Here is a 24,507-nt window from a genome sequence, read left to right as displayed (position 1 = left end):
GGGGGGCGCGGCGGGGGGGGGGGGGGGGGGGGCGGGGGGGGGCCGGGGGGGGGGGGGGGGGGGGGGGGGGGGGGGGGGGGCGCGCGCGCCCGGCCCCCCCCCCACCCCTCTTCGGGCACCCGTACCGGGAGGGCCGCCATCGCCTCCCGCAGCGCCGCCGCGAACTCCTCGAACTCGGCGTGCCGCGCCGTCCCCGTCCGCATCGCCAGCGCCACCCGCCGGGAGGGCGCCGGAGCGGCGAAGTACCCGGTGGTCAGGGCGTCGTTGCGCACCGTCTCCACCGTCACCGCCGTACGTGGCAGCAGCGTCACCCCGAGGCCACCCGCGACGAGCTGCACCAGGGTGGAGAGTCCGGCCGCGGTCGTGGTCACCGCCGCCCCCTGGGTACGCCCCGCCTCCCGGCAGATGTCCAGCGCCTGGTCGCGCAGGCAGTGCCCCTCGTCGAGCAGCAGCAGGGGCAGGTCCCGCAGGGCCTCGCGCGGGATGTCGGTGCGCCCTCCCAGCTCGTGCTCCTGCTCCATGACCAGCACGAAGTCCTCGTCGAACAGCGGCAGTTCGGTGACCCCCGGCACACCGAGCGGCACCGCGAGCAGCAGCAGGTCCAGCCGCCCGGCCGCCAGTCCGTCCAGCAGCGAGGAGGTCTGCTCCTCATGGACCTGGAGGTCCAGCTCCGGGTAGCGCTCGTGGACCAGCCTGAGCACGGTCGGCAGCAGGTACGGCGCGACGGTCGGGATCACGCCGAGCCTGAGCACCCCGGTGAACGGCGCCTGTACGGCCTCGGCCTCCTCCATCAGCTCGCCGACGGCCTCCAGCACCGCCCTGGTCCGCACCGCCAGCCGCTCCCCCGCCGACGAGAGCAGCACCTTGCGCGTCGTACGCTCGATGAGCTGGACACCCAGTGCCACCTCCAACGCCGACACGGCTCCGGAGAGCGCCGGCTGGCTCATCCCGATTGCTGCCGCCGCGTCCCGGAAGTGCAGATGTTCCGCCACGGCCGCGAAGGCGCGCAGCTGCGAGAGGCTGGGCTGTTTGGACCTCATGGTCTGATTTACATACGTCACTGATAGGTACCTCCGATCACACCGACCGAGTGTAGCTATTTCCGTGATCAATGCACCCTGTGCCAAGGTGGAGGCCGTCCAACCCCCAGGAACGCCCCCAAAAGGGGAATTCCTACGCAGCAAGGAGTGCGCGTGCTCACTGTCGGTGACAAGTTCCCCGAGTTCGACCTGACCGCTTGCGTGTCGCTGGAGAGCGGCAAGGAGTTCGAGCAGATCAACCACAAGACCTACGAGGGTCAGTGGAAGATCGTCTTCGCGTGGCCGAAGGACTTCACCTTCGTGTGCCCCACCGAGATCGCCGCCTTCGGCAAGCTGAACGACGAGTTCGCCGACCGTGACGCCCAGATCCTCGGCTTCTCCGGCGACTCCGAGTTCGTGCACCACGCCTGGCGCAAGGACCACCCGGACCTGACCGACCTGCCCTTCCCGATGCTGGCCGACTCGAAGCACGAGCTCATGCGTGACCTCGGCATCGAGGGCGAGGACGGCTTCGCCCAGCGCGCCGTCTTCATCGTCGACCAGAACAACGAGATCCAGTTCACGATGGTGACCGCCGGTTCCGTGGGCCGTAACCCCAAGGAGGTCCTGCGGGTCCTCGACGCCCTGCAGACCGACGAGCTCTGCCCCTGCAACTGGACCAAGGGCGAGACCACCCTGGACCCGGTCGCGCTCCTCTCGGGCGAGTGAGCTGATACGACATGGCACTCGATGAACTGAAGTCGGCCGTACCGGACTTCGCCAAGGACCTGAAGCTGAACCTCGGTTCGGTCATCGGCAACAGCGAGCTCCCCCAGCAGCAGCTGTGGGGCACCGTCCTGGCCTGCGCGATCGCCTCGCGCTCGCCGAAGGTGCTGCGCGAGCTGGAGCCGGAGGCCAAGGCCAACCTCTCCGCCGAGGCGTACACCGCGGCGAAGTCGGCCGCCGCCATCATGGCGATGAACAACGTCTTCTACCGCACCCGGCACCTGCTGTCGGACCCCGAGTACGGAAACCTCCGTGCGGGCCTGCGGATGAACGTCATCGGCAAGCCGGGCGTGGAGAAGGTCGACTTCGAGCTGTGGTCGCTCGCCGTCTCCGCGATCAACGGCTGCGGCCAGTGCCTGGACTCCCACGAGCAGGTGCTGCGCAAGGCCGGCGTCGACCGTGAGACCATTCAGGAAGCCGTCAAGATCGCTTCGGTGATCCAGGCGGTCGGCGTGACCCTCGAAGCCGAGGCCGTGCTCGCCGAGTAGTGAACGGCAGTACCTTTGTACGAGAAGGGCCCCGAGGACGACCGACCGTCCCCGGGGCCCTTCTTTCCTGTGCGTCCGGCGGCAGGGGCGCGCGGTGGGGCGTGGCGCCCAGGTGGTGTCGTCCCACCCCTGCCTAGCGCTTCTGACCGTCCGGCGGTCCGGCCCCGTTCCCGGACCTTTCGTCGTGGTCGTCCGGGGCGGCAGGACCCGGTCCGTCCGCCGGGGGCGGCGGTTTCGTCGCCGGTGCGGCCGAGAGCGCCGTGGCGCCGTGCGGCCCGGGGCCGTGGTGCACCTCCGGGTCCCGCCCGTACGAGCGGAGGTAGCCGACCACCGTATTGGTCACCGCGACCAGGGGCACGGCCACGACCGCGCCCCCGATACCGGCGACCATGCCGCCCGCCGCGACCGAGAGCACCACCGCCAGCGGGTGGACACGTACGGCGCGGCCCAGGATGAAGGGCTGCAGGATGTGGCCCTCGATCTGCTGCACGGCGAGCACCACGATCAGCACCATCAGGGCGGTGAACACGCCCTGGGTGACGAGCGCGACGACCACGGCGAGGGCGCCGGAGATCACCGCGCCGACCAGCGGGATGAAGGCGAAGAGGAAGATGAAGACGGCGAGCGGGACCGCCATCGGCACATCGAGGAAGTAGATCCCGAGCCCGATGAAGATCGCGTCGATCAGGGCCACGATCACCGTGCCCCGGACATAGGCGGTCAGCGTCCGCCAGGCACGCGGTCCGGCGCCCGCGACGCCCGGGCGGGCCTGGGAGGGCACCAGCTTGAGCACCCACTGCCAGATGCGCTTCCCGTCGTAGAGCAGGAAGAGCGTCGAGAACATCGCCAGCAGCAGACCGGTCAGGAACTCCACCATCACGGTGACGCCCTGGAGACCGGCGGAGGTGATCTCCTCGGTGTTGGTGCCGATGGTGTCGCTGAGGTTCTTCGCGATGTCGTTGATCTGCGACTCGGTGACATGGAACGGGCTGTCCAGGAGCCAGCGCTTCAACTCGTCGATGCCGTCACGGACCCGGTCCGACAGGGTGTCCAGATTGTCCATCACCTGCCAGACGACGAACCAGCCGACCAGGCCCATCACGACGAAGCCGAGCACCGCCGTGACCGCGGTGGCCAGACCGCGCGGCAGCCCGAGCCGCCTCAGGCGTACGACGGTCGGCTGGAGCATCGCGGTCACCAGCAGGGCGGCGGCGAAGGCCAGCACGACCAGCTGGACGGCGCTGATGATCCGCATCAGCACCCAGAGCGTGCCGGCCAGGACGAGCAGCCGCCATCCCGCCTCGGCCGCGACACGCATCCCCCAGGGGATCGCGGCCACCGGGTCGGGTCTGGCGGCGACGGAGGGGGCGTACGCGGGCGGGCGGGGCACCTTTTCGGCGACGACGGTGGAGAGGGTCGACGAGGAGACGCTCACGGCGTCCTCGTCGGCGCGGCGCTCGTCCTCGGCACGGCGTTCTTCCAGGCGCGCCCCGATCTCGGTGAGTTCGGCGCCCAGCCGGCCGAGCCACCCCGGAAGTTTCGACATGGATGTTCCCTTTCCCCCATACGCTCCACGCACGCCCCCGGAGCTGTCCGGGTCGACCGTACACGCGCGAAGCTCCGCACCGTAGGACGGTGCGGAGCTTCGCGTAGTTGAGCGAGGAACCTCGGGAGTTCCTAGTACCAGTGGTTGGCCTGCCAGAAGGACCAGGCACCACAGGGGCTGCCATAGCGGCCGTCCATGTAGCTGAGGCCCCACTTGATCTGGGTGGCCGGGTTGGTCTGCCAGTCGGCGCCGGCGGACGACATCTTGGAGCCGGGGAGCGCCTGCACGAGGCCGTACGCGCCCGAGGACGGGTTGGTCGCCCTGTAGTTCCAGGTCGACTCGTGGTTCACGATGTTGCTGAAGCACTGGAACTGGTCGGCGGGAATCATCTGACGGGCCATGGCCTGGACCTCGGCCACGCTGTAGGAGCCCTGCGCCGAGAAGGAGGAGGCGTCACGGACGGAGTCGCGGCTCGCGCGCTGGGCGTCCCTCTCCTTCTTGTCCCTGGCCTCGCGCTGCGCCTCCAGCTTGTCCTCGGCCGCCTGCTTCTTCGACGCGGCGTCCTTGGCGGCCTGGATGCGGGCCGTTTCCTCGGCGGACTTCCTGGCCGCCGCATCGGCTGCCGAGGCCTGGGCGTCGGCCTGCTGCGTCAGCGAAGCGGTCTGAACCTGGGCCTGCTGGCCCGCGGGGATGTCTGCGAGCAGCGTGGTGTCGGCTGCGGCCGCCTCGAAGTTGTTGTCGTCGGCAGCGGGAGTGCTGCCCGACGCAACGCCTACGACGGCGCCAACGGTGGTGACCGCGGTGGCAGATGCCACGGCGAACCCCCGGACCGAGATCCGGCTCACACGGTGTCCTTCCAGCATCGCCCGCTTAGGTGACCTCGCGGACGCAATCGTGCCCCTGAACACTGGCCTCCCTACTGCTTGGGTCACGGGAGGCACGGGCCCGGTGGGCGACTTCCTCACGGAAGTGCCGCGTGGTGCTCGCGGGCGGCATACGGACGGCGGTTGTTGAGTTGTGTGGTGCGTGGCGCCTCTGGAGGTGCCCAAGTGCCGTATGCGGGGCCTGACGGAAGCAAGACTCTGCCGGAAGGACACGGCGCGTTGCAATTCTGTGTTGCGTGTGAAAGCTCACACCTCGTTTGGCGCACCACTTTTTCGGAAATGACGGCGCAGCACGATGCCGCCCGGCTAAGCTCCTTGGCTCGCCGGGCGGCATCTATGGGGTGTAGCGGGTCAGATGTGGCCGTCCTCCAGCATTTCGGTCACCAGCGCGGCGATCTGCGAGCGCTCGGAGCGGGTGAGCGTGACGTGCGCGAAGAGGGGATGCCCCTTCAGCTTCTCGACCACGGCGACGACTCCGTCGTACCGGCCGACCCTGAGGTTGTCCCGCTGGGCCACGTCGTGCGTGAGGACCACCCGCGAGTTGGCCCCGATACGGGACAACACGGTCAGCAGGACGTTCCGTTCGAGGGACTGCGCCTCGTCCACGATCACGAACGCGTCGTGCAGCGAACGGCCCCGGATGTGGGTGAGCGGCAGGATCTCCAGCATCCCGCGCCCCAGCACCTCTTCGATGACCTCGCGCCCGGCGACCGCCGACAGCGTGTCGAAGACGGCCTGCGCCCACGGGCTCATCTTCTCGGCCTCGCTGCCGGGGAGATAGCCGAGCTCCTGCCCGCCGACCGCGTACAACGGCCGGAAGACCATCACCTTCTGGTGCTGCCGGCGCTCCAGCACGGCTTCCAGGCCGGCGCAGAGTGCCAGGGCCGACTTGCCGGTGCCCGCCCGGCCGCCCATGGAGACGATGCCGACGTCCTGGTCGAGCAGCAGATCGAGCGCGATGCGCTGCTCGGCGCTGCGGCCGTGGATCCCGAAGGCCTCCCGGTCGCCGCGTACGAGCCGTACGTTCCCCTCGGCGGTGACCCGGCCGAGCGCCTTGCCGCGGTCGGACTGGAGGACCAGCCCCGTGTGCACGGGGTGGTCGGCGGCCTCGGGGATGTACAGGCTCTCCTCACTGAACAGCAGGTCCACCTGCTCGGCGGCGAGGGACAGCTCCGCCATACCGGTGTACCCGGAGTCGGTGATGGCGAGTTCGGCGCGGTACTCCTCGGCGAGGAGGCCGACGGAGGACGCCTTGATGCGGAGCGGCAGGTCCTTGGAGACGACGGTGACGTCGTAGCCCTCGGCCTGCAGATTGCGTGCGACCGCGAGGATCCGTGAGTCGTTGTCCCCCAACCGGTAGCCGGCGGGCAGGACGCCGGGGTCGGAGTGGTTGAGTTCGACACGGAGCGACCCGCCCAGGTCCCCGAGCGGGATCGGGGCGTCCAGGCGGCCGTAACGGACCCGGAAGTCGTCCAGCAGGCGCAGGGCCTGCCGGGCGAAGTATCCGAGCTCGGGGTGGTGCCTCTTGGCCTCCAGTTCCGTGACCACGACGATCGGGAGCACGACCTCGTGCTCGTCGAACCGGGCCATGGCGTTGGGGTCGGCCAGCAGGACGCTGGTGTCGAGAACATAGGTGCGCCTGTCGGGCATGCGGCGCTTGGTACTGGTCACCACGGAAGGACGTACCCCCTCGGACGAGGTCGGGGAGTGCGACGGACGTCGCGGAACTTCCCGAAGGGAGAGGACGGGCCGGGTCCGGGCCCCGTGCGCGGGCCGGACACCGGCCCTCCGCGTCGGCCGCACGGTGTGCGGTCCTTCGTGTGCAAAGGGCCTCCCGGGCGAGCGGGCTGGTGCCGCTCACTTGGCTGTGACGTCCGCCTGGTTACTGACCGGACGTCGACCTGAGAGCTGTATTCCCTCGAACACGCGAAGCCATGCCCCGGCCTGCGCCAAGGTGTGCCCACGTCGTGGTGAACGGTGTGCGGCGGGAGGGAGTCCTCAGGCCCCGTAACGCCGGTGCCGCGCCGCGTAGTCGCGCAGGGCGCGCAGGAAGTCGACCTTACGGAAGGCCGGCCAGAAGACTTCGCAGAAGTAGTACTCCGAATGGGCGCTCTGCCAGAGCATGAAGCCCGACAGCCGCTGCTCCCCGCTGGTGCGGATCACGAGGTCCGGGTCGGGCTGTCCACGGGTGTAGAGGTGCTCGGAGATCAGGTCCGTGGAGACGACCTCGGCGAGCTCCTCGAAGGTGGTGCCCTTCTCCGAGTGCTCCAGGAGGAGGGAGCGGACGGCGTCCGCGATCTCCTGGCGTCCGCCGTAGCCGACGGCGACGTTGACGATTATCCCGTCGACACCCGCCGTGGCCTCCTGCGCCTCCTTGAGGACGGTCTGGGTCCTGGAAGGCAGCAGGTCGAGCGTGCCGACGTGGTGGACGCGCCACCGACCGTCGGACGCGAGCTGGCGCACGGTGTTCTCGATGATGCCGAGCAGCGGGATGAGCTCCGCCTCCGGCCGGTCGAAGTTGTCCGTGGAGAGCAGCCAGAGGGTGACGACCTCGACATCGGTCTCGCTGCACCAGCCGAGCAGCTCCGAGATCTTGTCCGCCCCGGCCTGGTGCCCCTGCACCGCCGAGCCGCCGGACGCCTTCGCCCAGCGCCGGTTGCCGTCGAGGATGACTCCGATGTGCTTGGGCACCTGGGCGTGGTCCAGGCGGCCTTCCACCCGGCGTGCGTAGAGCCCGTACACCAGGTCGCGCAAGTTCACTGAGTTCACCCTCTCGGTTCTGTACGGGCCCGGGGCCCCTCCCCCTCACCGGGGGTCCGGGGGCCGTCCCCCGGGGGCGTCGCCGCGCGTTCCGCGCACCGCGCTCTCGCGCCGCGGACCGGCATGTCCCGAAGCCGCCACATTACTGCGGACGGGTCACGGGGGCCCAACCCGGTGTGTCACAAGTCCGTGATAAGGAGTGAAACGTGACTGATTCCCTCTCCTACCTCGCCGACACCTCCCGCTACGACTCCATGGAATACCGCCGCACCGGCCGCAGCGGGCTCAAGCTGCCCGCCGTCTCGCTCGGTCTCTGGCACAACTTCGGCGACGACCGGGGCCTCGGGTCCCAGCGGGCGATCCTGCGCCGCGCCTTCGACCTGGGTGTGACCCACTTCGACCTGGCCAACAACTACGGCCCGCCGCCCGGATCGGCCGAACTGAACTTCGGCAAGATCTTCCGCCAGGACTTCGCCCCGTACCGGGACGAGCTCGTCGTCTCCACGAAGGCCGGTTACCGGATGCACCCCGGCCCGTACGGCGAGTGGGGCTCCCGCAAGTACCTGCTGTCCTCGCTCGACGCCTCGCTGCGGCGGATGGGCCTCGACCACGTCGACATCTTCTACTCGCACCGCTTCGACCCCTCCACCCCGCTCGAGGAGACGATGGGCGCGCTCGCCTCCGCCGTGACCCGGGGCAAGGCGCTGTACGCGGGGGTGTCCTCCTACAACGCGGCACAGACCGCCGAGGCGGCGCGGCTCCTCGAGGAGATGGGTGTGCCCGCCCTGATCCACCAGCCTTCCTATTCGATGCTCAACCGCTGGACGGAGGCGGACGGGCTGCTCGACACACTGGAGACGGCGGGCATGGGCTGCATCTCCTTCGCGCCGCTCGCCCAGGGGCTGCTCACCGACAAGTACCTCGCGGGCATCCCCGAGGGCTCACGCGCCAGCCAGGGCAAGTCCCTGGACCCGGGCCTGCTGTCCGACGAGATGCTGCGGCGGCTGCGCGGACTGAACGACATCGCCCGGGGACGCGGGCAGTCCCTCGCGCAGCTGGCGCTCAACTGGGTCCTGCGTGACAGCCGGATGACGTCGGCCCTGATCGGTGCGTCGAGCGTGAAGCAGCTGGAGGAGAACGTGGCCGCGCTTGCCGCTCCGGCGCTGACCGCCGCCGAGCTGACGGAGATCGACACCTTCGCCGTGGACACCGCGAGCACCAACATCTGGGCGAACCGGCGCTGACACCCTGCCGCCGCCCGCCCCGCGTGAGGGCCGCACATCCGGAGCGCGCTCCGGGCACAAAAAAACGGGCCGGTCCGTGGGGGGGGTTACGGACCGGCCCGAGGGGGGGTTTCCACCATAACCCTTCGTAAGTGATGCTGCGTGCCACGGCACGAAATAATCACTCTCCGAATTCGTCGGACTGCGCTGCGGGCACATCCCGACGCGCGGCCGCCGACCCAACAGGACGGGAACTGTCCTGTTGACGCCCTAGGTTTCGGGCCATGACGACACGAACACGCGGCGCGACGGTCAGCTGGTCCCGGGCGAACGCCCGGCGTCTGGGACGGCAGTCCCTGTCAGGGAGCGCCTCGCCCGCAGGCCACACGGCCCTTGACGTCACCGGCGCCGTCGCCGCGATGCTCGGGGCGCACGCGCAGGTGCTGTCCGCCGCCGAGCTCTCGGTCGGGCTGCGCGCGCCGGGAGTGACACGTACGGATGTGCGTACGGCTCTGTGGACCGACCGGGCCCTCGTCAAGACGTTCGGTCCGCGTGGCACCGTGCATCTGCTGCCTGCCGAGGACCTGCCGATGTGGACGGGTGCCCTCTCCGCCGTCCCGATGGGCGGCAGCCCGTTTCCCAAGGACGCGCGGATGACGCCGGACCAGGTCGAGGCGGTCGTGGCCGCGGTGGCCGACGCCCTGACGGGTGCCGAGCTCACCGTCGACGAACTCTCCGACGAGGTGATCGCCCGCACCGGGCCCTGGGCAGGTGACCTGGTGATGCCCGCGTTCCAGGGAATGTGGCCCCGCTGGCGCCAGGTGCTGCACCTGGCGGGCCACCGGGGCGCCCTCTGCTACGCGCCGAACCGGGGCCGGAAGGCCACGTACACCAACCCCGGCGCCGTCCCGATGCCCGGCCCGGAGGCGACGGCCGCGCTCGTGCGGCGCTATCTGCGGGCGTACGGTCCCGCCACGCCGGCCCACTTCGCCCGGTGGCTCGCCGCGCCGCGTGGCTGGGCCGGGCAGCTCTTCGCGGACCTGGCCGGGTCCGGCACGATCGAGGAGGTGTCGTTCGAGGACTGCGGGACCGCGTATGTGGTGGCGGGCGACACCCTGTTCCCTGCGGAGGAACCGCGCGGGGTACGGCTCCTCCCCTACTTCGACGCGTTCGCGATCGCCTCGTGGCCCCGCGAGCGGCTCTTCCCCGCCGCGGCGTACGAGCGCGCGCTGGCCGGCGGCCAGGCAGGCAACTTCCCGGTACTGCTGGTGGACGGCACGGTCGCAGGGGTGTGGCACCAGCGGCGCTCGGGGAAGCGGATCGCCGTGACGGTGGAACCGCTGAGCCCACTGGACACCGGGCGGACGCGGGCGCTGGAGGAGCAGGTGGAAAGGGTGGGCGAGGTGCTGGAGGGCACTGCGGAGCTGACGGTGGGAAAGGTGACCGTGGGAGGTCACGCGTAGGACGGATCAGCCGGGCACGAAGCGGATGGCCACCGTGTCACCGCCACTGATCACGAAGTCGCCGTTCTCGCACCGGATCACCGCCTCACGCACCTCGCCGTGCCCGTCGTGCCGCTCCTGCGTGCCGGTGACCGTCCAGGCCCCGCCGTACGGAGGGAGCGGCAGCCGGTCCAGCTGCTCGAACTGCCACTGGCCCGCGGGGACGCACCAGTCGGGGAGACCGGGCCAGGCTCCGGAGGTGATGCTCAGCGTCTGGTCGGAGGCACAGGTCAGGAGGACCGACTGCCCGTCCTCCAGCACGAATTCGACGGCTTCCGGCTCCCCCGCGCGGCCCTCGGGCCGGTAGAACAAGCCCTGGACGGCGGAGATCCGCGCGCCCGTGAGCCAGTCGGCCTTCCCGTGGCGTGGCCGGCCGGTCGGCGCATCGATCTCCCCGCCCGGCATTTCCCTTCCCACCGACATGACCTGCTCCTTCGTTGTGCGCTCAACCACCAGGGTCGCACTACTCATGGGTAGGACGGGGGCACGGGTGATGTCGTTGCATCGCCGGCAGATCAAGGCCCGTTCAGCGTAGGGCGGTTGACGTCCGATCCGGCTTCCTTGCCTCGATCAGGAAGCGGGCGCTGTGCGCGACGAACGGTCCCCTCTCCTCGATCTGCCGGTGGAGGGAGCGCAGTTGCGGCAGGTAGGCGGCCACGGTGAACCCCGGCACCATCCAGATGACCTTCCGCAGGAAGTGGACGACGGCGCCGATGTCGAGGAACTCGACGCGCAGCCGCTCGGCGCGCAGATCCGTCACCTCCAGTCCGGCGGCCTCCGCGTCGCACCGCGCCCGCTCCGGGTCCCGGGCGCCGCGCTGCTCGGGGGACAGCGGACCGAGGAAGTACTCGACGAGTTCGAACACGCTCTCAGGGCCGACCTGCTGCGAGAAGTACGTGCCTCCGGGAGTCAGCACCCTGGCGATCTCGTCCCACCACGTCGTCACCGGGTGCCGGCTGACGACCAGGTCGAAGGCCCGGTCGCCGAAGGGCAGCGGCGGCTCGCCGGAGTCCGCGACGACGACGGCTCCGCGCGGATGGAGCAGGGCGGTCGCGCGGGCGACGTTCGGCGGCCAGGACTCGGTGGCCACGGTGAGCGGCGGCAGCACGGACGCGGAGGCGAGGACCTCCCCTCCCCCGGTCTGGATGTCGAGCGCGGCCCGGGCCCCTGCCAGCTTGCCCGCCATGGCACGCGCGTAACCCCACGACGGGCGCTGCTCGGTGGCCCGTCCGTCGAACCACGAGAAGTCCCAGCCGTCCACGGAGGCGGCCTCGGCCTCCGCCACGAGGGTGTCGAAGCGCGCGTCGGAGGGGGACTGGACGAGGGGTGCGGACGATCCAGTCATACGGGGGAGGGTGCCAGTCCGCCACGACCTGGCGCGAGCGGATATCCCGTACGTGGGCGCGCCGGACGGTCTCAAGCGGCGAGGCCCCCGAACAGCAGACCGACGAGCGCTCCCGCGATCATGAACGGGCCGAACGGGATGCCCGTCCTGCGCCCGGCCCGCCGCAGCAGCACCAGTCCCGTCCCGTACAGCGCGCCCAGCAGGAAGCCGGCGAAGCCGCCCGCGAAGAGCACGGCCCAGCCGTACCAGCCGAGCGCCACGCCCAGCCCGAGGGCCAGCTTCACGTCGCCGAAGCCCATGCCGTTCGGGTTGATCAGGAAGAGCAGGACGTAGAAGCCGCCGAGCGCCACCCCTCCGAGCAGGGCGGAGGTCCAGGACCCGCCGGTCCCGGGCAGCAGCGCCGCACCGCCCAGGAGCACGGCCGCAGCCCCGGCGAGGGGCAGTGTCAGCGTGTCGGGGAGCCGGTGGACGCGCCGGTCGATGACGGCGAGCAGCACGGCGACGGGCGTCAGCAGCAGCCAGACGACGGCCTCGGGCCGGGCCCCGGTGGCGGCGGCGAGGGCCACGCAGGCCAGCACCGTGACCACCGGGGCGACGACAGCGGGGGCGTAGCGGCCCTGCCGGGCCGGTGCCGGGGCCTCGGGGGCCGCGCCTCCCGTGAGCGAGGGCACGGGCGCGGCGCACGCCGCGCACCTGGTCGAGCCGAGCCAGCCCCGGGCGGGCCCGGTGAGCGTGTGCCCCGCCGGGCACGCGTCCCGCCAGGGCTCCTCGGGCTCGACGGCGAAGCGGTAGGCGGCGCGCGGGAGCAGCGGTCCGGCGGCGGCGCCCCAGAGCGCGGCGACCGCAATCAGTGTGGCGTCCACGGCTCCGACCCTAATCGGCCTCGCGCTGCGGGGTCTTGGGCCCTGGGGCCCACCGGTCGCCGTTCGGTACCCACACGCGGGGCGGGGAGGCTACGGTCGCTCCCATGGCGACATCGCGTGACGGCAGCGGCACACTGACGCTCGGGACGGACGCCGAGGTGCGGGAGGTGCCGCTGCGCATCGCCGCTTCGTACCGGGCGCGGGCGCGTGGGTTGCTCGGCGTGGACGGCGTCGAGGGCGCGCTGCTGATCACCCCGTGCGGGAGCGTGCACACCTTCCGGATGCGGTTCGCCATCGATGTGGCGTACCTGGACCGGGGGTTCAGGGTGCTGGCCGTCCGCACCATGAAGCCCGGCCGGCTCGGTCTGCCCCGGCTCCGCGCCCGCCACGTGGTGGAGTCGGAGGCCGGGGCGATGCAACGGTGGGGCCTGCGGCCCGGGACGCGGGTGCGGGTCTCCGTGCCGGACGTCACGGAGGCTTCGCCGCCTGCGCCGTGACCGGGTGCGGCGGGCGCCCGCGGTCACGGCGGTCCCGGCCCCAGCAGCGTCCATGCCCCGTACGCCGCGGAGCCGACGGCGAGCGCGGCGACGACCGCCCCCGTGCGCACGGCCGTACGCAGGCCGGCCAGCGCGACGGCCGGGGGCATCAGCAGGGAGAAGGCGGGCATCAGCAGGCGCGGCCGGGAGCCGAAGTAGCCGGAACCGATGAGCGAGATGACGACGACCGCGATGCCGTACACCAGCACGGGCGGCGGCTGCCGCTGCCGTACGCACAGGAACACCAGCCATCCCAGCAGTCCCAGCGCGGCGCACAGCCCGAGCGCGGCGGGAAGCGGCAGTCCGACGACGAACGCGGCCAGCGCCCGGCCGCCGTCGATGCTGTTGCCCCACTGTGCCTGGACGTCGAAGTACGCGAACGGGCTGCCCTCCCGTACGGCGACGAACACCACGTAGGCCAGCCAGCCGAGCGGCGCCAGGCACACCCCCAGCAGCATCCGCGCGTTCCGGCGCAGCAGACCGCGCCGCCCGCCCTCCCGCCGTTCCCGTACGAGGACGACGACGGCGGTCAGCGCCAGCGCGGCGATGAGTGCGGCGGCCGAGGGCCGTGTCAGCCCGGCGAGCACGCACAGCGCACCGGCCGCGATCCAGCGGCCTCGCAGCACGGCGTACAGGGACCAGGCGGCGAGCGCGGTGAACAGGGTCTCGGTGTACGCCATCGACTGCACGAACGCCGTCGGGTACGCGCCCCACAGCGCGGCCAGCACCACCCCGGCCCGCCGCCCGTACAGCCGCGCGCCGACGGCGAAGATCCCCCAGGCCGCGAGGAGACCGGCCAGCCAGGCGACGGCGATCCCGGCGCCCTGCACGGTGAACGGGGTGACGGCCGCGAGGCCGCGTTCCAGGGCCGGCAGCAGCGGGAAGAAGGCCAGGTCGGGGTGGGCGCCACCGTCGGGGAGGGTGGCGGTGTAGCCGTAGCCGTCCTCGGCGATCCGCTGGTACCAGACGGAGTCCCAGCGCCCGCCGAGCAGATGCAGGGCGTCCTTCCCGGCGGCCGACGCCGACACCCAGAGGACGAGGAGCCCGACGGCCCTGACCGCCGCATAGGCGCCCAGCGCGGGTGCGGCGGCGGTGAGCAGGGCCGAGGCGCGGTGCCGGGTGGCGCTGGTGACGGGCGCCGCTCGGCGAAGGCGCGTCTGCTGATCGGGCATACGGCCGATTATGGGGCCCGCCGCCGCGCGTCCCGTGCCCACGCCGTCTCGCGTACCGGACCCGGCGAAGGGCGCGCGGCACGTCGTGCGAGGGTTTCGAGCGTCCGTACGACCCTACGGCGGGCCTCCGACAGTGCGGAAGAAGGGCGACAGCGGATGACGACGGCCGGTCCATCGGTACCGACGGCGGAGGAAGATCTGGAGCGGCCTGCGTCGGCCGCGCCCTCGCCAGGGCCGCGGCTGGTCCGCGACCTCTCGCTGTCCGCCGTACTCGCCGGCGTCGTCGCGGTCGTCGTCTCCTACTCCGGTCCGCTGGTCATCGTGCTCTCCGCTGCCCGCGCCGGGCATCTGGACGCCGGGCAGACCGGCTCGTGGATCTGGGCGATCTCGATCGGCAGCGGGCTGACCTGCATCGCCCTCAGCCTGCGTACCCGCATGCCGGTGATCACGGCCTGGTCCACCCCCGGTGCCGCGCTCCTGGTCACCAGCATCGGCTCGTACGCGTACGGCGAGGTCATCGGCGCCTTCGTCGTGTCCGGGCTCGTGATCGCCCTGATCGGGGTGACCGGGATCTTCGGGCGGCTGATGCGGCTCGTGCCCGGCGCGGTCGTCTCCGCCATGCTCGCGGGCATCCTCTTCTCGTTCGGCGCCGATGTCTTCACCTCGCTGGAGCACACTCCGGTCATCGCCGGGTCGGTGCTCCTGGCCTACCTGCTGGGCAAGCGGTGGCTCCCGCGTTACGCCGTCCTCCTGGCGCTGGTCGCCGGTGTGATGTGCAGTGCGGCGAGCTCGGAACTGCACGTCCGGCTGGGCCATGTGGGCCTGGTGCAGCCGGTGTTCACCACCCCCGCCTTCTCCGTGGCGTCATTGATCGGCATCGCGGTCCCGCTGACCCTGGCGACACTGGCCTCCCAGAACGCCCCCGGGGTCGGCGTGCTCGCCGCGTCCGGCTACCGCCCGGACGACCGTCTCCTGGTCGGCTCCACCGGCCTGGTCTCGGCGGCGCTCGCCCCCTTCGGTTCGCACGCGGTGAACCTGGCGGCGATCACCGCCGCGATCTGCACGGGGCCCGAGGCCCACCGCGATCCCCGGCGTCGCTACGTCGCCGGGGTGGCGTGCGGCGCGGTGTACCTGGTGGTCGGTGCGTTCGGCTCGACCCTCGTGGCGTTCTTCGCGGGCCTGCCGAAGGAACTGGTCGCCGCCCTGGCCGGTGTCGCTCTCCTCGGCGCGCTGTCCGGCGGGCTGACGGGCGCGGTGCGGGAGGAGAAGGACCGGGAGGCCGCGCTGATCACCTTCCTGGCCACGGCCTCCGGAGTGACCCTGTTCGGTATCGGTTCGGCGTTCTGGGGGCTGGTCTTCGGAGTCGCCGCGCACGTCCTGCTCAACGGCCGCCTCCGCCACCGGACCGCTTCCGCACCGGCTGACGCCACGGAGCCCACGCGAGAGCGGTGAGCCGGGCCCGGCTCCGGGGCCGGGACGTACCGCCCGGAGACGCGACCACCTCCACACCGGCGAGGGAGACCTACGTCAGAGGTACTGCTGCAACCAGAGCCCGGCGAGGCTCGCGGTGAGAAGGCCCGTGCCGTAGCACAGCCCGCGTACGAAGTGGCCGGCTGCCGCCCGGCGCTGGGAGTGCGCCCATCGACGTATGCGGCCGGTACGAGTTCGGGGCGTCCGGGGTGCGGGCGGGGTCGTCGTCACACGGTTCATCTCGGTCCTCCGGGCATGAGGAAGGGAGCCCTCCGGGGCGAGTCGGCGCCCGGGGGCTCCCTTCGGTCTGGTGCGGGCGGGTGGGGTTTCGGGTGTCAGCGGCTCGTGAAATCGCGCAGGTGGTCTGCCAGCCGACGGTCCGGGCGGCTGAGTATGGGATGGCTGCCGTCCCCCGCGAGCCGGTCCACCTCCATCTCCAGCAGCCCGGTGGGGGGCGTGCTGGCGTCCGAACCGTTCTTCCGCACGTAGGTGGCGACCGTCTCCAGGCACCCCAGGAGGACGTCGTCGATGCTCTCGGTGCCGGGGCGGGAGTCGGTGACCTCGTGCCGCCAGTGCGCGGCCTCACGGCTCTCGCCGAGGGACAGGTGGTGCAGGTGCAGGCAGTACGCGGAGACCCGGTGCCCCGCCCCGGCCGAGAGCTGCCACCAGAACTGGGCGCTCTGCGGGTGTCCCGTCAGATGCAGGAGGCAGGCGAAGACGGCTGCGCCTTCGACATCGAACGTGGTCTCCGGCAACGGAACAGCGAGTTTGTCGATGTGCCCCGCCGCACCGGGCGCGTTGATCATCCACCGGCAGACCGTGTTCAGCCTGTGCCCCGCCTGCGCGGCCCTGGCGGTGTCGTTCGCCGGTGCGGACCGGCCCACGTCGGCGGCCAGTCGGCGCAGTGCGGCGCCCACATCGAATTCCGGGGCTGCGGTGACGGTGACGCGTGCCCGTTCCAGGGCACCGTCGATCGTGGCGCTGGTCGCTGCGGTCACTGTCCTCCCTCATCTCCCTGCGTGGCCCGTGTGCGTACGGGCAGTCCCAGCTTTCTCCCGAGGCGTTCCTTCGCCCTGCGGCAGTGGTAGTTCACGGTGCGGTCGTCCAGGCTCATGAAGCGTGCGATCCGGTTGGTCGGGTAGCCCAGGAGATAGCGCAGGACGACCACCGTGTACTGCCGGACCGGCAGTTCCGATATCGCTTCGTAGAGGCCGATACGGCTCTCGGCGAGTTCCAGCTCACCCCGCAGCACCCGGAGGTCCCGTTCGATCTGCCCGTTGATGATGTAGGCCGGATCCCGGCCTTCCCGCGCCAGACGCCGGGTGACATGCCGGTGCAGCACCGCGAGCGTGCGTCGCTCCAGTTCGTCCTCCTGGAGCAGACCGTCCCAGACGGCGTGGATCTCCAGGAAGACCTCGTGGACGATGCTCTCGGCTGCGGGCCTCGTGCCGCAGTGGATCTCCGCGTACGCGTGGAAGAACTGCTGGTGGCTGAGGACGAACGCCTCGAAGTCCAGCGGCAGCGCCAGCGGTTCGTCCACGTCGCGGCTCCTGCTGCCCGCGGATGTCCCGCTCTCACGGACGTCGTCATCGCGCATGGGGTCCTCCGGCACGCGGCGCTCTGGTGGGCACAGCACTCTTCACGGGATTCCTCTTCGTTGAGGGGCACCGACTACCGGTGCCTGCGGCCCGGTTGGCTTCTGGTCCCCACTCAAGCGAATTCGGGCCCACAGGACTCAAACGCGGTCAGAAAAATTAACCGGACGTGCTCATTCAGCTATGGAGCGCAAGATCAACAGTCGACGAAGGTCGTTTCATGGCATCCGTGAACAGGTGCAATCCCCCCGCCGGACGGACCGGACATGTGTACGCGCATGCTGTGACTGTGGCGCAGGACACAGTCCGCGCCACGGTCGTCACGGCGTACACGGGCGCGGGCCCGGCTCGCACCGGCCGACACCCGGAGCCGAGTCGATGGCTTCCCCGATCAGGGCCGCGACCTTCGAACGTCTCGACTACAGCGCGGCGTCCGGGCCCGCGCCCGAGCCGGACGAGTGGATGCGCCGCCTCGGCGAGCTGCCGCTCCAGCACCAGCCCGGCGCACGGTGGCAGTACGACCTCAGCAACGAGGTGGTCGGCGTGCTCGTCTCCAGGGTCGCGGGGAAGCCGTTGGAGACCTTCCTGCGCGAACGCGTCCTCGGTCCACTGGGCATGGGAGACACCGGTTTCCACGTGCCCGTCGACAAGATCGACCGGCTGCCTCCCCTGTACGGACCGGACCCGCAGACCGGCGAGTTCGCCGTATGGGACGAAGCGGCAGGGGGTCGGGCCGGCGCGCCTCCCGCGTTCCAGGGTGCCGGCGGTGGGCTCGTCTCCACCGCCGACGACTACCACGCCTACTTCCGGATGCTCCTGAACCACGGGATGCCCGGAAGCGAACGGATCCTGTCCCGGGCCGCCGTGGAGCTGATGACCACCAACCGTCTCTCGGCCGCGCAACTGGCCGCCCGGGAAAACATGTTCAGCCATGCCGCCCACCTGTCCTCCGGCCAGGGAGTGAGCGGCGGCTGGGGCTTCGGGATGGCGGTGCGCACCTCGCGCTCCGACTACACGCCCATCGGCCAGTTCGGCTGGTTCGGCGGTTCCGGCACCACCGCCCACGCCGACAGGACCAACCAGCTCAGCGGAATCCTGCTCACCCAGGTCGGACTGTCCACCCCGGATTCACCGCGCGCCATGAACGACTTCTGGACGACGCTCTACCAGGCCATCGCCTGACGGCGGCCTCGGCCACCACTTCGCGGCTGGGGTCAACGGGGCGGCTCGTGGAGGACGGAGCCGCCGCGTCACTGCGGGAGGAGGACCCAGGACCGCACCCCCTGGTGGGGTGGCCGGGCCTCGGCGATGCCCCAGTCACCGCCCCAGTCGTCGACGACGGCCGCCAGCAGCCAGAGCGCCTGGCGGCGTCGGCCCTCGCAGAGCGCGAGGGTGTCCGGGTCGGCGTGACGGGGGTGCTGGTCCCACAGGACCAGACGGAGGGCGCCGTCCCGTTCACGGAGCGAGAGGTAGAGCTCACGTCCGGGCGTGAGCGCCGCGTTGACGGCGATGAGCTCGGTGACGGCGTGCGAGGCCGGCCACGCGCGGGAGCGCAGCCCGTACGCCGGCAGGGCCGCCGCGACCGCCCGGCGCCCGACCGCCGCGCTGCGGGGGTCACCGGGCAGGGTCAGGCTGAGGACGAGCCCCGGATGCGGGCGCGCTGCCGACCGGAGGTACGGAGCGGCCCCGGAGGCGGGGAGGAGAGCCCGCGCGGGGCAGAGGACAGCGCGTTGGAGTGGGGGTGCGTACGGGTGCATGGCTGACTCCCTGGATGGATGGATGGCCGAGTTGGCTGTTGTCGCCGCTGCGGTCGAGCTGTGGCCTGTCTCCCTGACGCGGACCTGCCCCTCCCAGGGCAGGAGGTGCGGGCAGGACCGCGCGATGCACTTCGGCTTGGCGCAGCGTGTGCGGTGCGTGACTTACGGTAGATCGCCCGTGGCACACATGCCCCCACTTGGGAGGCAATTGCCTCCTAACGAGTGGACCGGGTCTCCCCTTCAGCGGCAGACTGTGCCTACCGTTGGCGGAAGAAGAGGCCCATGCCGAGCAGTTCCACCCCTACCGAGCGGCAACGGCGCCTCGGCGCCGAACTCCGGAAGATGCGCACTGCAGCCGAGGCGACAACCGCGTACGCAGCCGGCCTGTTGGGCATCGACAGGACGAAGATCTCCAACATGGAGGTCGGCGTCCGGCCCGTGGCGCCCGAACGCGTACGCACGCTTGCCTGCAACTACGCTTGCTCAGACGACCGTTACGTCGAAGCACTCGTGGGCATGGCCGAACAACGCGGACGTGGCTGGTGGGAGCAGTACCGGGGAACACTCCCCTCGGGCATGCTGGACATCGCCGAGCTCGAATGGAACTCCGTACGCATCCGGACCGCCCAGACTGTCCATCTTCCGGGCCTGCTCCACACCGACGCATACGCACGAGCGGTGTTCGGCGCCGTACTGCCCGCGCTCTCACGGCTGGAGATCGAGCTGCGCGTGACCCACCGCTTGGAAAGACAGCGAGTACTGGACCGCGAGAATCCGGTCGACTACGTCGGTTACGTGCACGAAGCGGCTCTGCGCATGCAGTTCGGCGGCCGGGAGGTCACCCGGGAACAGCTCACATACCTCTGCGAGGCTACGGAGCGCAAAAACATCGACCTGCGGGTGATTCCGGTGGACCGGGGAGCATTCCCGGGCGCGGGGCACGCGCTCCTGTACGCGCATGGCGTCGTACCCCAACTGGACACGGTGCAGCTGGATTCCGCACACGGACCGGAGTTCATGCACGCCGAAGCGCAGCTCGCCAAGTACCGAGCCCACCTTGACTGGATGGAGGAAGCCTCACTGGGTGCCACCGAGTCACGCGACTTCATCCACGCCGTCGCACGTCAACTTTGAGGAGTCTCACCATGGCCGAAGTCAACTGGGAAGACCCGTACTGCGGTGAGGGAAACAATTGTTTCCGCCTCGGGACGGACACCGAAGGCAATGCGTTCATTGCCGTTCTCGGCCAGGAGGATCGTTACCTCACAGACAGCCGTGAAGCTCTCCAGCAGATGATCCGGGACATCAAGGCCGGCAAGGCCGATCACCTGCTGTAGACGGCAGCCGCCTCCCCACCGGCCGGGCGCCTGCGACGGCCCAGGAGCTGCCAGGCGCCCAGCCAAAGGTCGGTCTCAGATCGCGCACCGATGACTTTCCCGCGCCGCGCCGGTCTGTACCTCTGAGACGGCTCACGGAAGGTCTGCACCATGCGGAAACTGATCTACGGCATGAACGTGACCCTGGACGGCTACATCGCCGCGCCCGGCGACGACATCGGCTGGAGCCTGCCGAGCGACGAGCTGTTCCAGTTCTGGTCCGACCAGTTGCAGGCGACCGACCTGTCGCTTTACGGGCGCAAACTGTGGCAGACGATGAGCTCCTACTGGCCGACCGGCGACCAGCAGCCCGACGCCGGCCCGGCGGACATCCAGTTCGCGCGCCGATGGCGGAACATGTCGAAGGTGGTGTTCTCCTCGACGATCGACAAGGTCGACTGGAACACCCGCCTGGTCACCGGCAACGCGGTCGCCGAGATCACCCGGCTCAAGGCCGAGGACGGCGGCCCGATGGACATCGGCGGCGCGACGCTCGCCGGGGCGGCCGTGCGGGCCGGGCTGGTTGACGAGTACGTGCTGGCCACCGCGCCGGTCCTGGTGGGCGGCGGCACGCCGTTCTTCACCGCGCTGGACAACTGGGTGAACCTCGACCTGGTGGAGACGCGGACGCTTCCCTGCGGCGTGATCCTGACCAGGTACGAGACGAGGCGTTGAGCGCCTTTCCTGGCGCCCCGCTCGGGTCCGTGATCAGTTGTGCTCCTCGTCGATGGTGACGGCGACCCCGTCCTCGACCTGGACGGCGACAGCGATGCCGCCCTTCTTGGCCGCGGCTTCGAGGTCCTCCTCGGTGCAGGGCGTGACGGTCTCCGCGTCACCGCAGATCCAGCCGGCGCCGTTGATGACGGTGTCGGTGGCGGTGAAGAACGCACGCTGGTTACCGTCGCGGCTGACGGAGTACTTGCCCGGAGCCATGTACCCGAGCGTGCCGGCGAAGAGCCCCGACTTCTCGCCCTCGCCCATACCGTCGCCGGTCCCGGCACCACTGTCGGCGTGGTCCTCGATGATGCTGACAGCCACTCCGTCCTTGACGTCGACCGTCGCTCCGAAGCCCTTCTTGGCCGCGGCTTCGAGCTGCTCCTCGGTGCACGGTGTGGCGGCCTGGCCGTCCGCGTCACCGCAGATCTTGCCCGCGCCCTCGATGTCGGTGTCCTCTGAGGTGAAGAACGCCTGCTCCGCGTCCTTCGCGTCCTTGACGGTGTACTTGCCGGGGGCGAGGTAGGAGACCGTGCCGACCCACTTGCCCGTCACCGTGCCGCTCTTCGACGCGCTGCCGGCACCGGTGCCGCTCCCGCCGTCCTCGGACTTCCCCTGGGCGGCCGAGTCCGAGGCCGTGGCCCCGGTCGACTTGCCACTGTCCTCAGTTCCCTCTCCCTGACAGGCGGTCAGCAACATCGTCGTGGCCACCAGGGCCGCGGCGGCGAGGACGGACTTGCGGCGGTGTGTGCGAAGCATGGTGGGACTCCCCCTGCTGATGGTGATGTGGCCGGGCCGGACTGGTCGTTCCGGCTGGTCTCTGCCTTGTGATCACCATCCTGTAGGGCGCGGCGACCCCTTGGGAAGCGCGGTTACGGTGTCATGACACTCCTGTCGTGTTCACGGGACGCAGCCAACTGCTGAGGCCCTCACCCGCTGCCGGATCATCCGCATCAGCGACCGCCAGGGCAGCGGTCCCTGGCCGCAGCATGGGCACCAGCCGAACGCGGCTTCGCCCGCTTGTGGTCCTGAAGGGGCCCCCACCCCTGAGAGGCAACGCTCAGTGTGTCGCGCTGACCACGACCTTTCGGCTGCCTCAGTACCTTCCGCGCGCCCTCAGGTCAGCGCCTCAGGGACCTCGCCGTGATCAACTCCCTCTACGAAGCGCCGGTGCGCTGGAAGGTGATCTCCACACGGCGGTTCTTCTTACGGCCTTCTTCGGTGTCGTTACTCGCGATCGGGTACTGCTCCCCGTAGCCACGGATCTCGAAGGTGACGTTCGGGAGGCCCGGGGAGAGGACCCCCTGCACCGCGTTGGCCCGCTCTTTGGAGAGGACGTCGCCGTGGGCGGAGGTACCGAGGTTGTCGGTGAAGCCGAAGACGCGGACCTTGGTGGCGTTCTGGTTCTTGATCTCCGCCGCGATCGCGATAATTCGGGCGTTGGCCTCACCGCTCAGCTTCGCGCTGTCCTTGCCGAAGAGGACCTCGGCCTGGAGGGCGAAGGTGATGTCCACGTTGGTGTCCTCGCGGCGCTCCTCGCCGCCCATGTCCTCGACGACCGACTTGATGTCGAGTACGCGGATATCGCCGAGGGTCGCGCCGTCACCGAGCATCAGCCCGGGTGAGTTGGCGTCGACCTCGACGGGCGGCGCGGCGGAGGGGACGGCGTTGGGGTCGTCGTCCGCCGTCGCGGGGGCCGCTCCCCAGAGAGTCGACGCACTGAGGACGACCGCCACAGCGGCGGACAGTCCGACGCGGCACCGGAGTGCGCTTCGGTGTGCGGCTGGTGCGGGGGTCGGTGGCTGCATGACGGCCATCACCCGGAGATCTTGATCGTCGCGGTGGGCATGGTGGGGATCTGGAAGTCGACGTCGGTGACGTCTGCGGGCGGGGCCGGGAACTGTGCGAAGAAGGGAGCCTCTTCGTCTGGCTGGAGTCCCTCGAATTTCGTGCACAGGCACCGGCCGTCAGTGTCACGCAGGATCAGGTAGCGCTTCTTGCCTGCCTGGTCCACCAAGGCTGCACCAGCCATGGACGCGCCATTGCTCGCAAGCTCCTGTTCAAGCCCTTGCCATCCAACCGCGGCCCAAATCTTCTCGGACCCGTTCTTCACCTGTCCCTTGACCGTGACGAACCCCCCGGACTCCCGCTCGACCGAGTTGACAACGACCTCTACGCCTTCCTTGCCCTTGATCGTGGCGAGCACCTGACTCTCGTCCTCCGCTTCGGGGCCCGGCGCCTCGGCCTCCTGACTAGCAGAAGACGCGGGCTGCTCTTTGGCCTTACCTTCCGCGCTCTCGTCTCCCCCGTCGCCTCCACAGGCCGTCAGCACGACAGCCATGGCTACCGAGGCGACAGCAGCAGCTGCCCCCTTGAAGCGAATCCGGGACGTGGCTGCACGCATCTGCGTGGTCCTCTCGGTGTCGGTCATCTACTTGTCGGCCAGGTGGACGGAGAACAGGTCTGCCAGGTCGGGCAGCAGGTCAAGGTTTTCCGGGTCGATACGGAAGCCTTCTTCGTCATCGCAGACGACTTTGTGCGGTTGCTGCTTTTCGCCCTCGTCCGTGTCTCCTTCGCTATCCTCCTGCGAAGGACTCGGTGTGGGGCTCGGCGGAGGATCTGTGTCCTCTTCGAGACGGCAGCGCGGCTCGATCACCGCTCTGGCGGTCGCCTGGGCCTTCTTCGTCTCGGTGCCGGGGATGACCGAGCTACCGACGGTCTGGTTGGTCTCGACCGTGACCGTGTAGGACGCCTCGGGCCAGTCATCCGAGCCGCAGGAGACCTGGTGGGCATCGTTCTCGGCCGCAAGCCGACCAGCTGCGGAACACGACCCCGTTCCGATGTTCCGCCCACTCAGCAGGTCGTCCCACTCTTCGAGATCGAAGGCCCCAGGCCAGTCCCACTCGTCACGCGCATCCAGTGCAGCCGCGAGTGCTGCCGCGTCCGCGGCCGTCTGGGCCTCGTTCTTCTTCACCGAGGCCTGACCAACGGCAAAGTAGGCGAACGCGAGGAAGAGCAAGCCTGCCACCACCGCGATGTAGATAGGGAGGGCCTGTCCTGCCTCACGAGCTCGCCCGGCTGTCATCAGCCGCCCGTGACCTTGTTGATCTGGGCGGTGAGAGCAGCCGCAATAGTGGTCCCGAGGTTCGTGGTCATGAGCACCCCGATGATCGCCACGACCACCACGATGATGCCCAGGTACTCCACCGCGCTCTGCCCCCGGTCCCGGTCCGCCCGCATCTTCATGCGTTCGACAGCGGTGTTCGCCCAGACCCTGGCGTTGACGGAAGCCTTCAGCATCAGCTTGCTCATGGTGTTCCCCTCCGGGTTCGGCCGGCCGGTTGCCGACCGATACGTAAGACTTCGTGGCGTCGCTCCCGTTCCCGGCTTCCTCCAGGCCGGTGCCGTTCGCGACGAATGAAACGTTAGGCCGGACACCCGGCCCACCGCAGGCCCTCGGGGCCCAAAACC

General features: G+C 70.3%; 27 protein-coding genes and 1 pseudogene. 10 read left to right on the top strand and 18 right to left on the bottom strand.

The annotated features are described in order from the left end of the window. Positions 1 to 104: 104 nt before the first annotated feature. Positions 105 to 1,040, bottom strand: a pseudogene (locus ACFYSH_RS03670) (hydrogen peroxide-inducible genes activator); the annotation flags it as partial. A 153-nt stretch (positions 1,041 to 1,193) separates the two neighbouring features. On the opposite strand from ACFYSH_RS03670, the gene ACFYSH_RS03665 reads away from it, so the two are divergent. Both ACFYSH_RS03665 and ACFYSH_RS03660 read left to right on the top strand, forming a co-directional pair. Beyond that, on the top strand, positions 1,194 to 1,748 hold the full coding sequence (locus tag ACFYSH_RS03665; RefSeq protein WP_031091730.1) for a peroxiredoxin: 555 nt from the start codon (positions 1,194 to 1,196) through the stop codon (positions 1,746 to 1,748). Between the two features lie 11 nt (positions 1,749 to 1,759). Continuing rightward, positions 1,760 to 2,293 carry an alkyl hydroperoxide reductase gene (locus tag ACFYSH_RS03660; protein ID WP_388750756.1) on the top strand — a complete coding sequence of 178 codons (534 nt, stop codon included), beginning with the start codon at positions 1,760 to 1,762 and terminating at the stop codon, positions 2,291 to 2,293. A 133-nt stretch (positions 2,294 to 2,426) separates the two neighbouring features. On the opposite strand, the gene ACFYSH_RS03655 is transcribed toward ACFYSH_RS03660, so the two are convergent. From ACFYSH_RS03655 to ACFYSH_RS03640, 4 genes are all read right to left on the bottom strand, one after another. Then, positions 2,427 to 3,839, bottom strand: coding sequence for an AI-2E family transporter (locus ACFYSH_RS03655; RefSeq protein WP_388750754.1), 1,413 nt, complete (start codon positions 3,837 to 3,839; stop codon positions 2,427 to 2,429). A gap of 131 nt (positions 3,840 to 3,970) precedes the next feature. Continuing rightward, positions 3,971 to 4,684 (bottom strand): transglycosylase SLT domain-containing protein, encoded by a 714-nt coding sequence (locus ACFYSH_RS03650; RefSeq protein WP_359470736.1) that lies wholly within the window; start codon positions 4,682 to 4,684, stop codon positions 3,971 to 3,973. 390 nt (positions 4,685 to 5,074) lie between these two features. Further along, complete coding sequence (locus ACFYSH_RS03645) at positions 5,075 to 6,397, bottom strand: PhoH family protein (protein ID WP_359470738.1); 1,323 nt, start codon at positions 6,395 to 6,397, stop codon at positions 5,075 to 5,077. A gap of 324 nt (positions 6,398 to 6,721) precedes the next feature. Beyond that, positions 6,722 to 7,483 (bottom strand): isoprenyl transferase, encoded by a 762-nt coding sequence (locus tag ACFYSH_RS03640; protein ID WP_359470741.1) that lies wholly within the window; start codon positions 7,481 to 7,483, stop codon positions 6,722 to 6,724. Positions 7,484 to 7,689: 206 nt separating this feature from the next. Between ACFYSH_RS03640 and mgrA the strand changes: the two genes are divergently transcribed. Then, positions 7,690 to 8,727 (top strand): L-glyceraldehyde 3-phosphate reductase, encoded by a 1,038-nt coding sequence (gene mgrA / locus ACFYSH_RS03635; RefSeq protein ID WP_388750750.1) that lies wholly within the window; start codon positions 7,690 to 7,692, stop codon positions 8,725 to 8,727. Positions 8,728 to 8,990: 263 nt separating this feature from the next. After that, positions 8,991 to 10,169 (top strand): winged helix DNA-binding domain-containing protein, encoded by a 1,179-nt coding sequence (locus tag ACFYSH_RS03630; protein WP_388750747.1) that lies wholly within the window; start codon positions 8,991 to 8,993, stop codon positions 10,167 to 10,169. Between the two features lie 6 nt (positions 10,170 to 10,175). Here ACFYSH_RS03630 and ACFYSH_RS03625 read toward each other — a convergent pair whose 3' ends face one another. The 3 genes from ACFYSH_RS03625 to ACFYSH_RS03615 all read right to left on the bottom strand — a co-directional run bounded on the left by ACFYSH_RS03625 (position 10,176) and on the right by ACFYSH_RS03615 (position 12,416). After that, a complete protein-coding gene (locus tag ACFYSH_RS03625; protein ID WP_388750744.1) occupies positions 10,176 to 10,631 on the bottom strand; it encodes a hypothetical protein in 456 nt (151 codons plus the stop codon). 103 nt (positions 10,632 to 10,734) lie between these two features. Beyond that, positions 10,735 to 11,553 carry a class I SAM-dependent methyltransferase gene (locus ACFYSH_RS03620; protein WP_388750741.1) on the bottom strand — a complete coding sequence of 273 codons (819 nt, stop codon included), beginning with the start codon at positions 11,551 to 11,553 and terminating at the stop codon, positions 10,735 to 10,737. Between the two features lie 71 nt (positions 11,554 to 11,624). Next, the gene (locus tag ACFYSH_RS03615) at positions 11,625 to 12,416 is read right to left on the bottom strand and encodes a prepilin peptidase (protein WP_388750738.1); all 792 of its coding nucleotides are present in this window, start codon (positions 12,414 to 12,416) and stop codon (positions 11,625 to 11,627) included. 104 nt (positions 12,417 to 12,520) lie between these two features. Between ACFYSH_RS03615 and ACFYSH_RS03610 the strand changes: the two genes are divergently transcribed. Next, complete coding sequence (locus ACFYSH_RS03610) at positions 12,521 to 12,913, top strand: DUF192 domain-containing protein (protein ID WP_359466901.1); 393 nt, start codon at positions 12,521 to 12,523, stop codon at positions 12,911 to 12,913. A gap of 23 nt (positions 12,914 to 12,936) precedes the next feature. On the opposite strand, the gene ACFYSH_RS03605 is transcribed toward ACFYSH_RS03610, so the two are convergent. Further along, positions 12,937 to 14,124, bottom strand: a complete 1,188-nt coding sequence (locus tag ACFYSH_RS03605; protein WP_359466903.1) for a glycosyltransferase family 39 protein — start codon at positions 14,122 to 14,124, stop codon at positions 12,937 to 12,939. Positions 14,125 to 14,280: 156 nt separating this feature from the next. Here ACFYSH_RS03605 and ACFYSH_RS03600 point away from each other — a divergent pair, with 156 nt between their 5' ends. Beyond that, positions 14,281 to 15,576: a benzoate/H(+) symporter BenE family transporter gene (locus ACFYSH_RS03600; protein ID WP_388750735.1), complete on the top strand. Its 1,296-nt coding sequence runs from the start codon at positions 14,281 to 14,283 to the stop codon at positions 15,574 to 15,576. Between the two features lie 75 nt (positions 15,577 to 15,651). Here ACFYSH_RS03600 and ACFYSH_RS03595 read toward each other — a convergent pair whose 3' ends face one another. The 3 genes from ACFYSH_RS03595 to ACFYSH_RS03585 all read right to left on the bottom strand — a co-directional run bounded on the left by ACFYSH_RS03595 (position 15,652) and on the right by ACFYSH_RS03585 (position 17,191). Beyond that, on the bottom strand, positions 15,652 to 15,834 hold the full coding sequence (locus tag ACFYSH_RS03595) for a hypothetical protein (RefSeq protein WP_359466907.1): 183 nt from the start codon (positions 15,832 to 15,834) through the stop codon (positions 15,652 to 15,654). A 95-nt stretch (positions 15,835 to 15,929) separates the two neighbouring features. Continuing rightward, positions 15,930 to 16,592, bottom strand: a complete 663-nt coding sequence (locus ACFYSH_RS03590; protein ID WP_359466910.1) for a hypothetical protein — start codon at positions 16,590 to 16,592, stop codon at positions 15,930 to 15,932. Further along, on the bottom strand, positions 16,589 to 17,191 hold the full coding sequence (locus ACFYSH_RS03585; protein WP_359466913.1) for a sigma-70 family RNA polymerase sigma factor: 603 nt from the start codon (positions 17,189 to 17,191) through the stop codon (positions 16,589 to 16,591). Before ACFYSH_RS03585 ends, ACFYSH_RS03590 begins: the two co-directional genes overlap by 4 nt. A gap of 376 nt (positions 17,192 to 17,567) precedes the next feature. Between ACFYSH_RS03585 and ACFYSH_RS03580 the strand changes: the two genes are divergently transcribed. Next, positions 17,568 to 18,371 carry a serine hydrolase domain-containing protein gene (locus tag ACFYSH_RS03580; RefSeq protein ID WP_388750731.1) on the top strand — a complete coding sequence of 268 codons (804 nt, stop codon included), beginning with the start codon at positions 17,568 to 17,570 and terminating at the stop codon, positions 18,369 to 18,371. Positions 18,372 to 18,439: 68 nt separating this feature from the next. On the opposite strand, the gene ACFYSH_RS03575 is transcribed toward ACFYSH_RS03580, so the two are convergent. Further along, positions 18,440 to 18,946, bottom strand: a complete 507-nt coding sequence (locus ACFYSH_RS03575; protein ID WP_388750728.1) for an ATP-binding protein — start codon at positions 18,944 to 18,946, stop codon at positions 18,440 to 18,442. 282 nt (positions 18,947 to 19,228) lie between these two features. On the opposite strand from ACFYSH_RS03575, the gene ACFYSH_RS03570 reads away from it, so the two are divergent. From ACFYSH_RS03570 to ACFYSH_RS03560, 3 genes are all read left to right on the top strand, one after another. Continuing rightward, positions 19,229 to 20,080: a DUF5753 domain-containing protein gene (locus ACFYSH_RS03570; protein WP_388750725.1), complete on the top strand. Its 852-nt coding sequence runs from the start codon at positions 19,229 to 19,231 to the stop codon at positions 20,078 to 20,080. Between the two features lie 11 nt (positions 20,081 to 20,091). Further along, positions 20,092 to 20,283, top strand: a complete 192-nt coding sequence (locus ACFYSH_RS03565) for a hypothetical protein (RefSeq protein WP_388750722.1) — start codon at positions 20,092 to 20,094, stop codon at positions 20,281 to 20,283. A gap of 150 nt (positions 20,284 to 20,433) precedes the next feature. Then, positions 20,434 to 20,997 carry a dihydrofolate reductase family protein gene (locus ACFYSH_RS03560; RefSeq protein ID WP_359466922.1) on the top strand — a complete coding sequence of 188 codons (564 nt, stop codon included), beginning with the start codon at positions 20,434 to 20,436 and terminating at the stop codon, positions 20,995 to 20,997. A 33-nt stretch (positions 20,998 to 21,030) separates the two neighbouring features. Here ACFYSH_RS03560 and ACFYSH_RS03555 read toward each other — a convergent pair whose 3' ends face one another. The 5 genes from ACFYSH_RS03555 to ACFYSH_RS03535 all read right to left on the bottom strand — a co-directional run bounded on the left by ACFYSH_RS03555 (position 21,031) and on the right by ACFYSH_RS03535 (position 24,348). After that, positions 21,031 to 21,795, bottom strand: coding sequence for a hypothetical protein (locus ACFYSH_RS03555; protein ID WP_388750719.1), 765 nt, complete (start codon positions 21,793 to 21,795; stop codon positions 21,031 to 21,033). A gap of 398 nt (positions 21,796 to 22,193) precedes the next feature. Beyond that, positions 22,194 to 22,844 carry an OmpA family protein gene (locus ACFYSH_RS03550; RefSeq protein WP_388750716.1) on the bottom strand — a complete coding sequence of 217 codons (651 nt, stop codon included), beginning with the start codon at positions 22,842 to 22,844 and terminating at the stop codon, positions 22,194 to 22,196. Positions 22,845 to 22,852: 8 nt separating this feature from the next. After that, a complete protein-coding gene (locus ACFYSH_RS03545; protein ID WP_359466931.1) occupies positions 22,853 to 23,467 on the bottom strand; it encodes a hypothetical protein in 615 nt (204 codons plus the stop codon). After that, positions 23,468 to 24,121 (bottom strand): pilus assembly protein TadG-related protein, encoded by a 654-nt coding sequence (locus ACFYSH_RS03540; RefSeq protein ID WP_359466934.1) that lies wholly within the window; start codon positions 24,119 to 24,121, stop codon positions 23,468 to 23,470. Continuing rightward, positions 24,121 to 24,348, bottom strand: coding sequence for a hypothetical protein (locus ACFYSH_RS03535; protein ID WP_359466937.1), 228 nt, complete (start codon positions 24,346 to 24,348; stop codon positions 24,121 to 24,123). The genes ACFYSH_RS03540 and ACFYSH_RS03535 overlap by 1 nt, the downstream gene beginning before the upstream one ends. Positions 24,349 to 24,507 lie beyond the last annotated feature (159 nt).

Origin of the sequence: Streptomyces sp. NPDC005791, from assembly GCF_042871485.1 — a bacterium.
Classification (GTDB): Bacteria; Actinomycetota; Actinomycetes; order Streptomycetales; family Streptomycetaceae; genus Streptomyces.
Note: the sequence above shows the minus strand (reverse complement) of the source record. Positions and strands in the feature narration are given on the sequence as shown.

What these genes read in the sequence shown, in the direction of transcription:
- ACFYSH_RS03620 (WP_388750741.1), bottom strand. Translation starts at nt 11,553, where the DNA reads ATGACTGGATCGTCCGCACCCCTCGTCCAGTCCCCCTCCGACGCGCGC.
- ACFYSH_RS03550 (WP_388750716.1), bottom strand. Translation starts at nt 22,844, where the DNA reads ATGCAGCCACCGACCCCCGCACCAGCCGCACACCGAAGCGCACTCCGG.
- ACFYSH_RS03595 (WP_359466907.1), bottom strand. Translation starts at nt 15,834, where the DNA reads ATGAACCGTGTGACGACGACCCCGCCCGCACCCCGGACGCCCCGAACT.
- ACFYSH_RS03535 (WP_359466937.1), bottom strand. Translation starts at nt 24,348, where the DNA reads ATGAGCAAGCTGATGCTGAAGGCTTCCGTCAACGCCAGGGTCTGGGCG.
- ACFYSH_RS03660 (WP_388750756.1), top strand. Translation starts at nt 1,760, where the DNA reads ATGGCACTCGATGAACTGAAGTCGGCCGTACCGGACTTCGCCAAGGAC.
- ACFYSH_RS03555 (WP_388750719.1), bottom strand. Translation starts at nt 21,795, where the DNA reads ATGCTTCGCACACACCGCCGCAAGTCCGTCCTCGCCGCCGCGGCCCTG.
- ACFYSH_RS03570 (WP_388750725.1), top strand. Translation starts at nt 19,229, where the DNA reads ATGCCGAGCAGTTCCACCCCTACCGAGCGGCAACGGCGCCTCGGCGCC.
- ACFYSH_RS03655 (WP_388750754.1), bottom strand. Translation starts at nt 3,839, where the DNA reads ATGTCGAAACTTCCGGGGTGGCTCGGCCGGCTGGGCGCCGAACTCACC.
- ACFYSH_RS03545 (WP_359466931.1), bottom strand. Translation starts at nt 23,467, where the DNA reads ATGACCGACACCGAGAGGACCACGCAGATGCGTGCAGCCACGTCCCGG.
- ACFYSH_RS03625 (WP_388750744.1), bottom strand. Translation starts at nt 10,631, where the DNA reads ATGTCGGTGGGAAGGGAAATGCCGGGCGGGGAGATCGATGCGCCGACC.
- ACFYSH_RS03565 (WP_388750722.1), top strand. Translation starts at nt 20,092, where the DNA reads ATGGCCGAAGTCAACTGGGAAGACCCGTACTGCGGTGAGGGAAACAAT.
- ACFYSH_RS03575 (WP_388750728.1), bottom strand. Translation starts at nt 18,946, where the DNA reads ATGCACCCGTACGCACCCCCACTCCAACGCGCTGTCCTCTGCCCCGCG.
- ACFYSH_RS03630 (WP_388750747.1), top strand. Translation starts at nt 8,991, where the DNA reads ATGACGACACGAACACGCGGCGCGACGGTCAGCTGGTCCCGGGCGAAC.
- ACFYSH_RS03610 (WP_359466901.1), top strand. Translation starts at nt 12,521, where the DNA reads ATGGCGACATCGCGTGACGGCAGCGGCACACTGACGCTCGGGACGGAC.
- ACFYSH_RS03580 (WP_388750731.1), top strand. Translation starts at nt 17,568, where the DNA reads ATGGCTTCCCCGATCAGGGCCGCGACCTTCGAACGTCTCGACTACAGC.
- ACFYSH_RS03605 (WP_359466903.1), bottom strand. Translation starts at nt 14,124, where the DNA reads ATGCCCGATCAGCAGACGCGCCTTCGCCGAGCGGCGCCCGTCACCAGC.
- ACFYSH_RS03540 (WP_359466934.1), bottom strand. Translation starts at nt 24,121, where the DNA reads ATGACAGCCGGGCGAGCTCGTGAGGCAGGACAGGCCCTCCCTATCTAC.
- ACFYSH_RS03560 (WP_359466922.1), top strand. Translation starts at nt 20,434, where the DNA reads ATGCGGAAACTGATCTACGGCATGAACGTGACCCTGGACGGCTACATC.
- ACFYSH_RS03585 (WP_359466913.1), bottom strand. Translation starts at nt 17,191, where the DNA reads ATGCGCGATGACGACGTCCGTGAGAGCGGGACATCCGCGGGCAGCAGG.
- ACFYSH_RS03600 (WP_388750735.1), top strand. Translation starts at nt 14,281, where the DNA reads ATGACGACGGCCGGTCCATCGGTACCGACGGCGGAGGAAGATCTGGAG.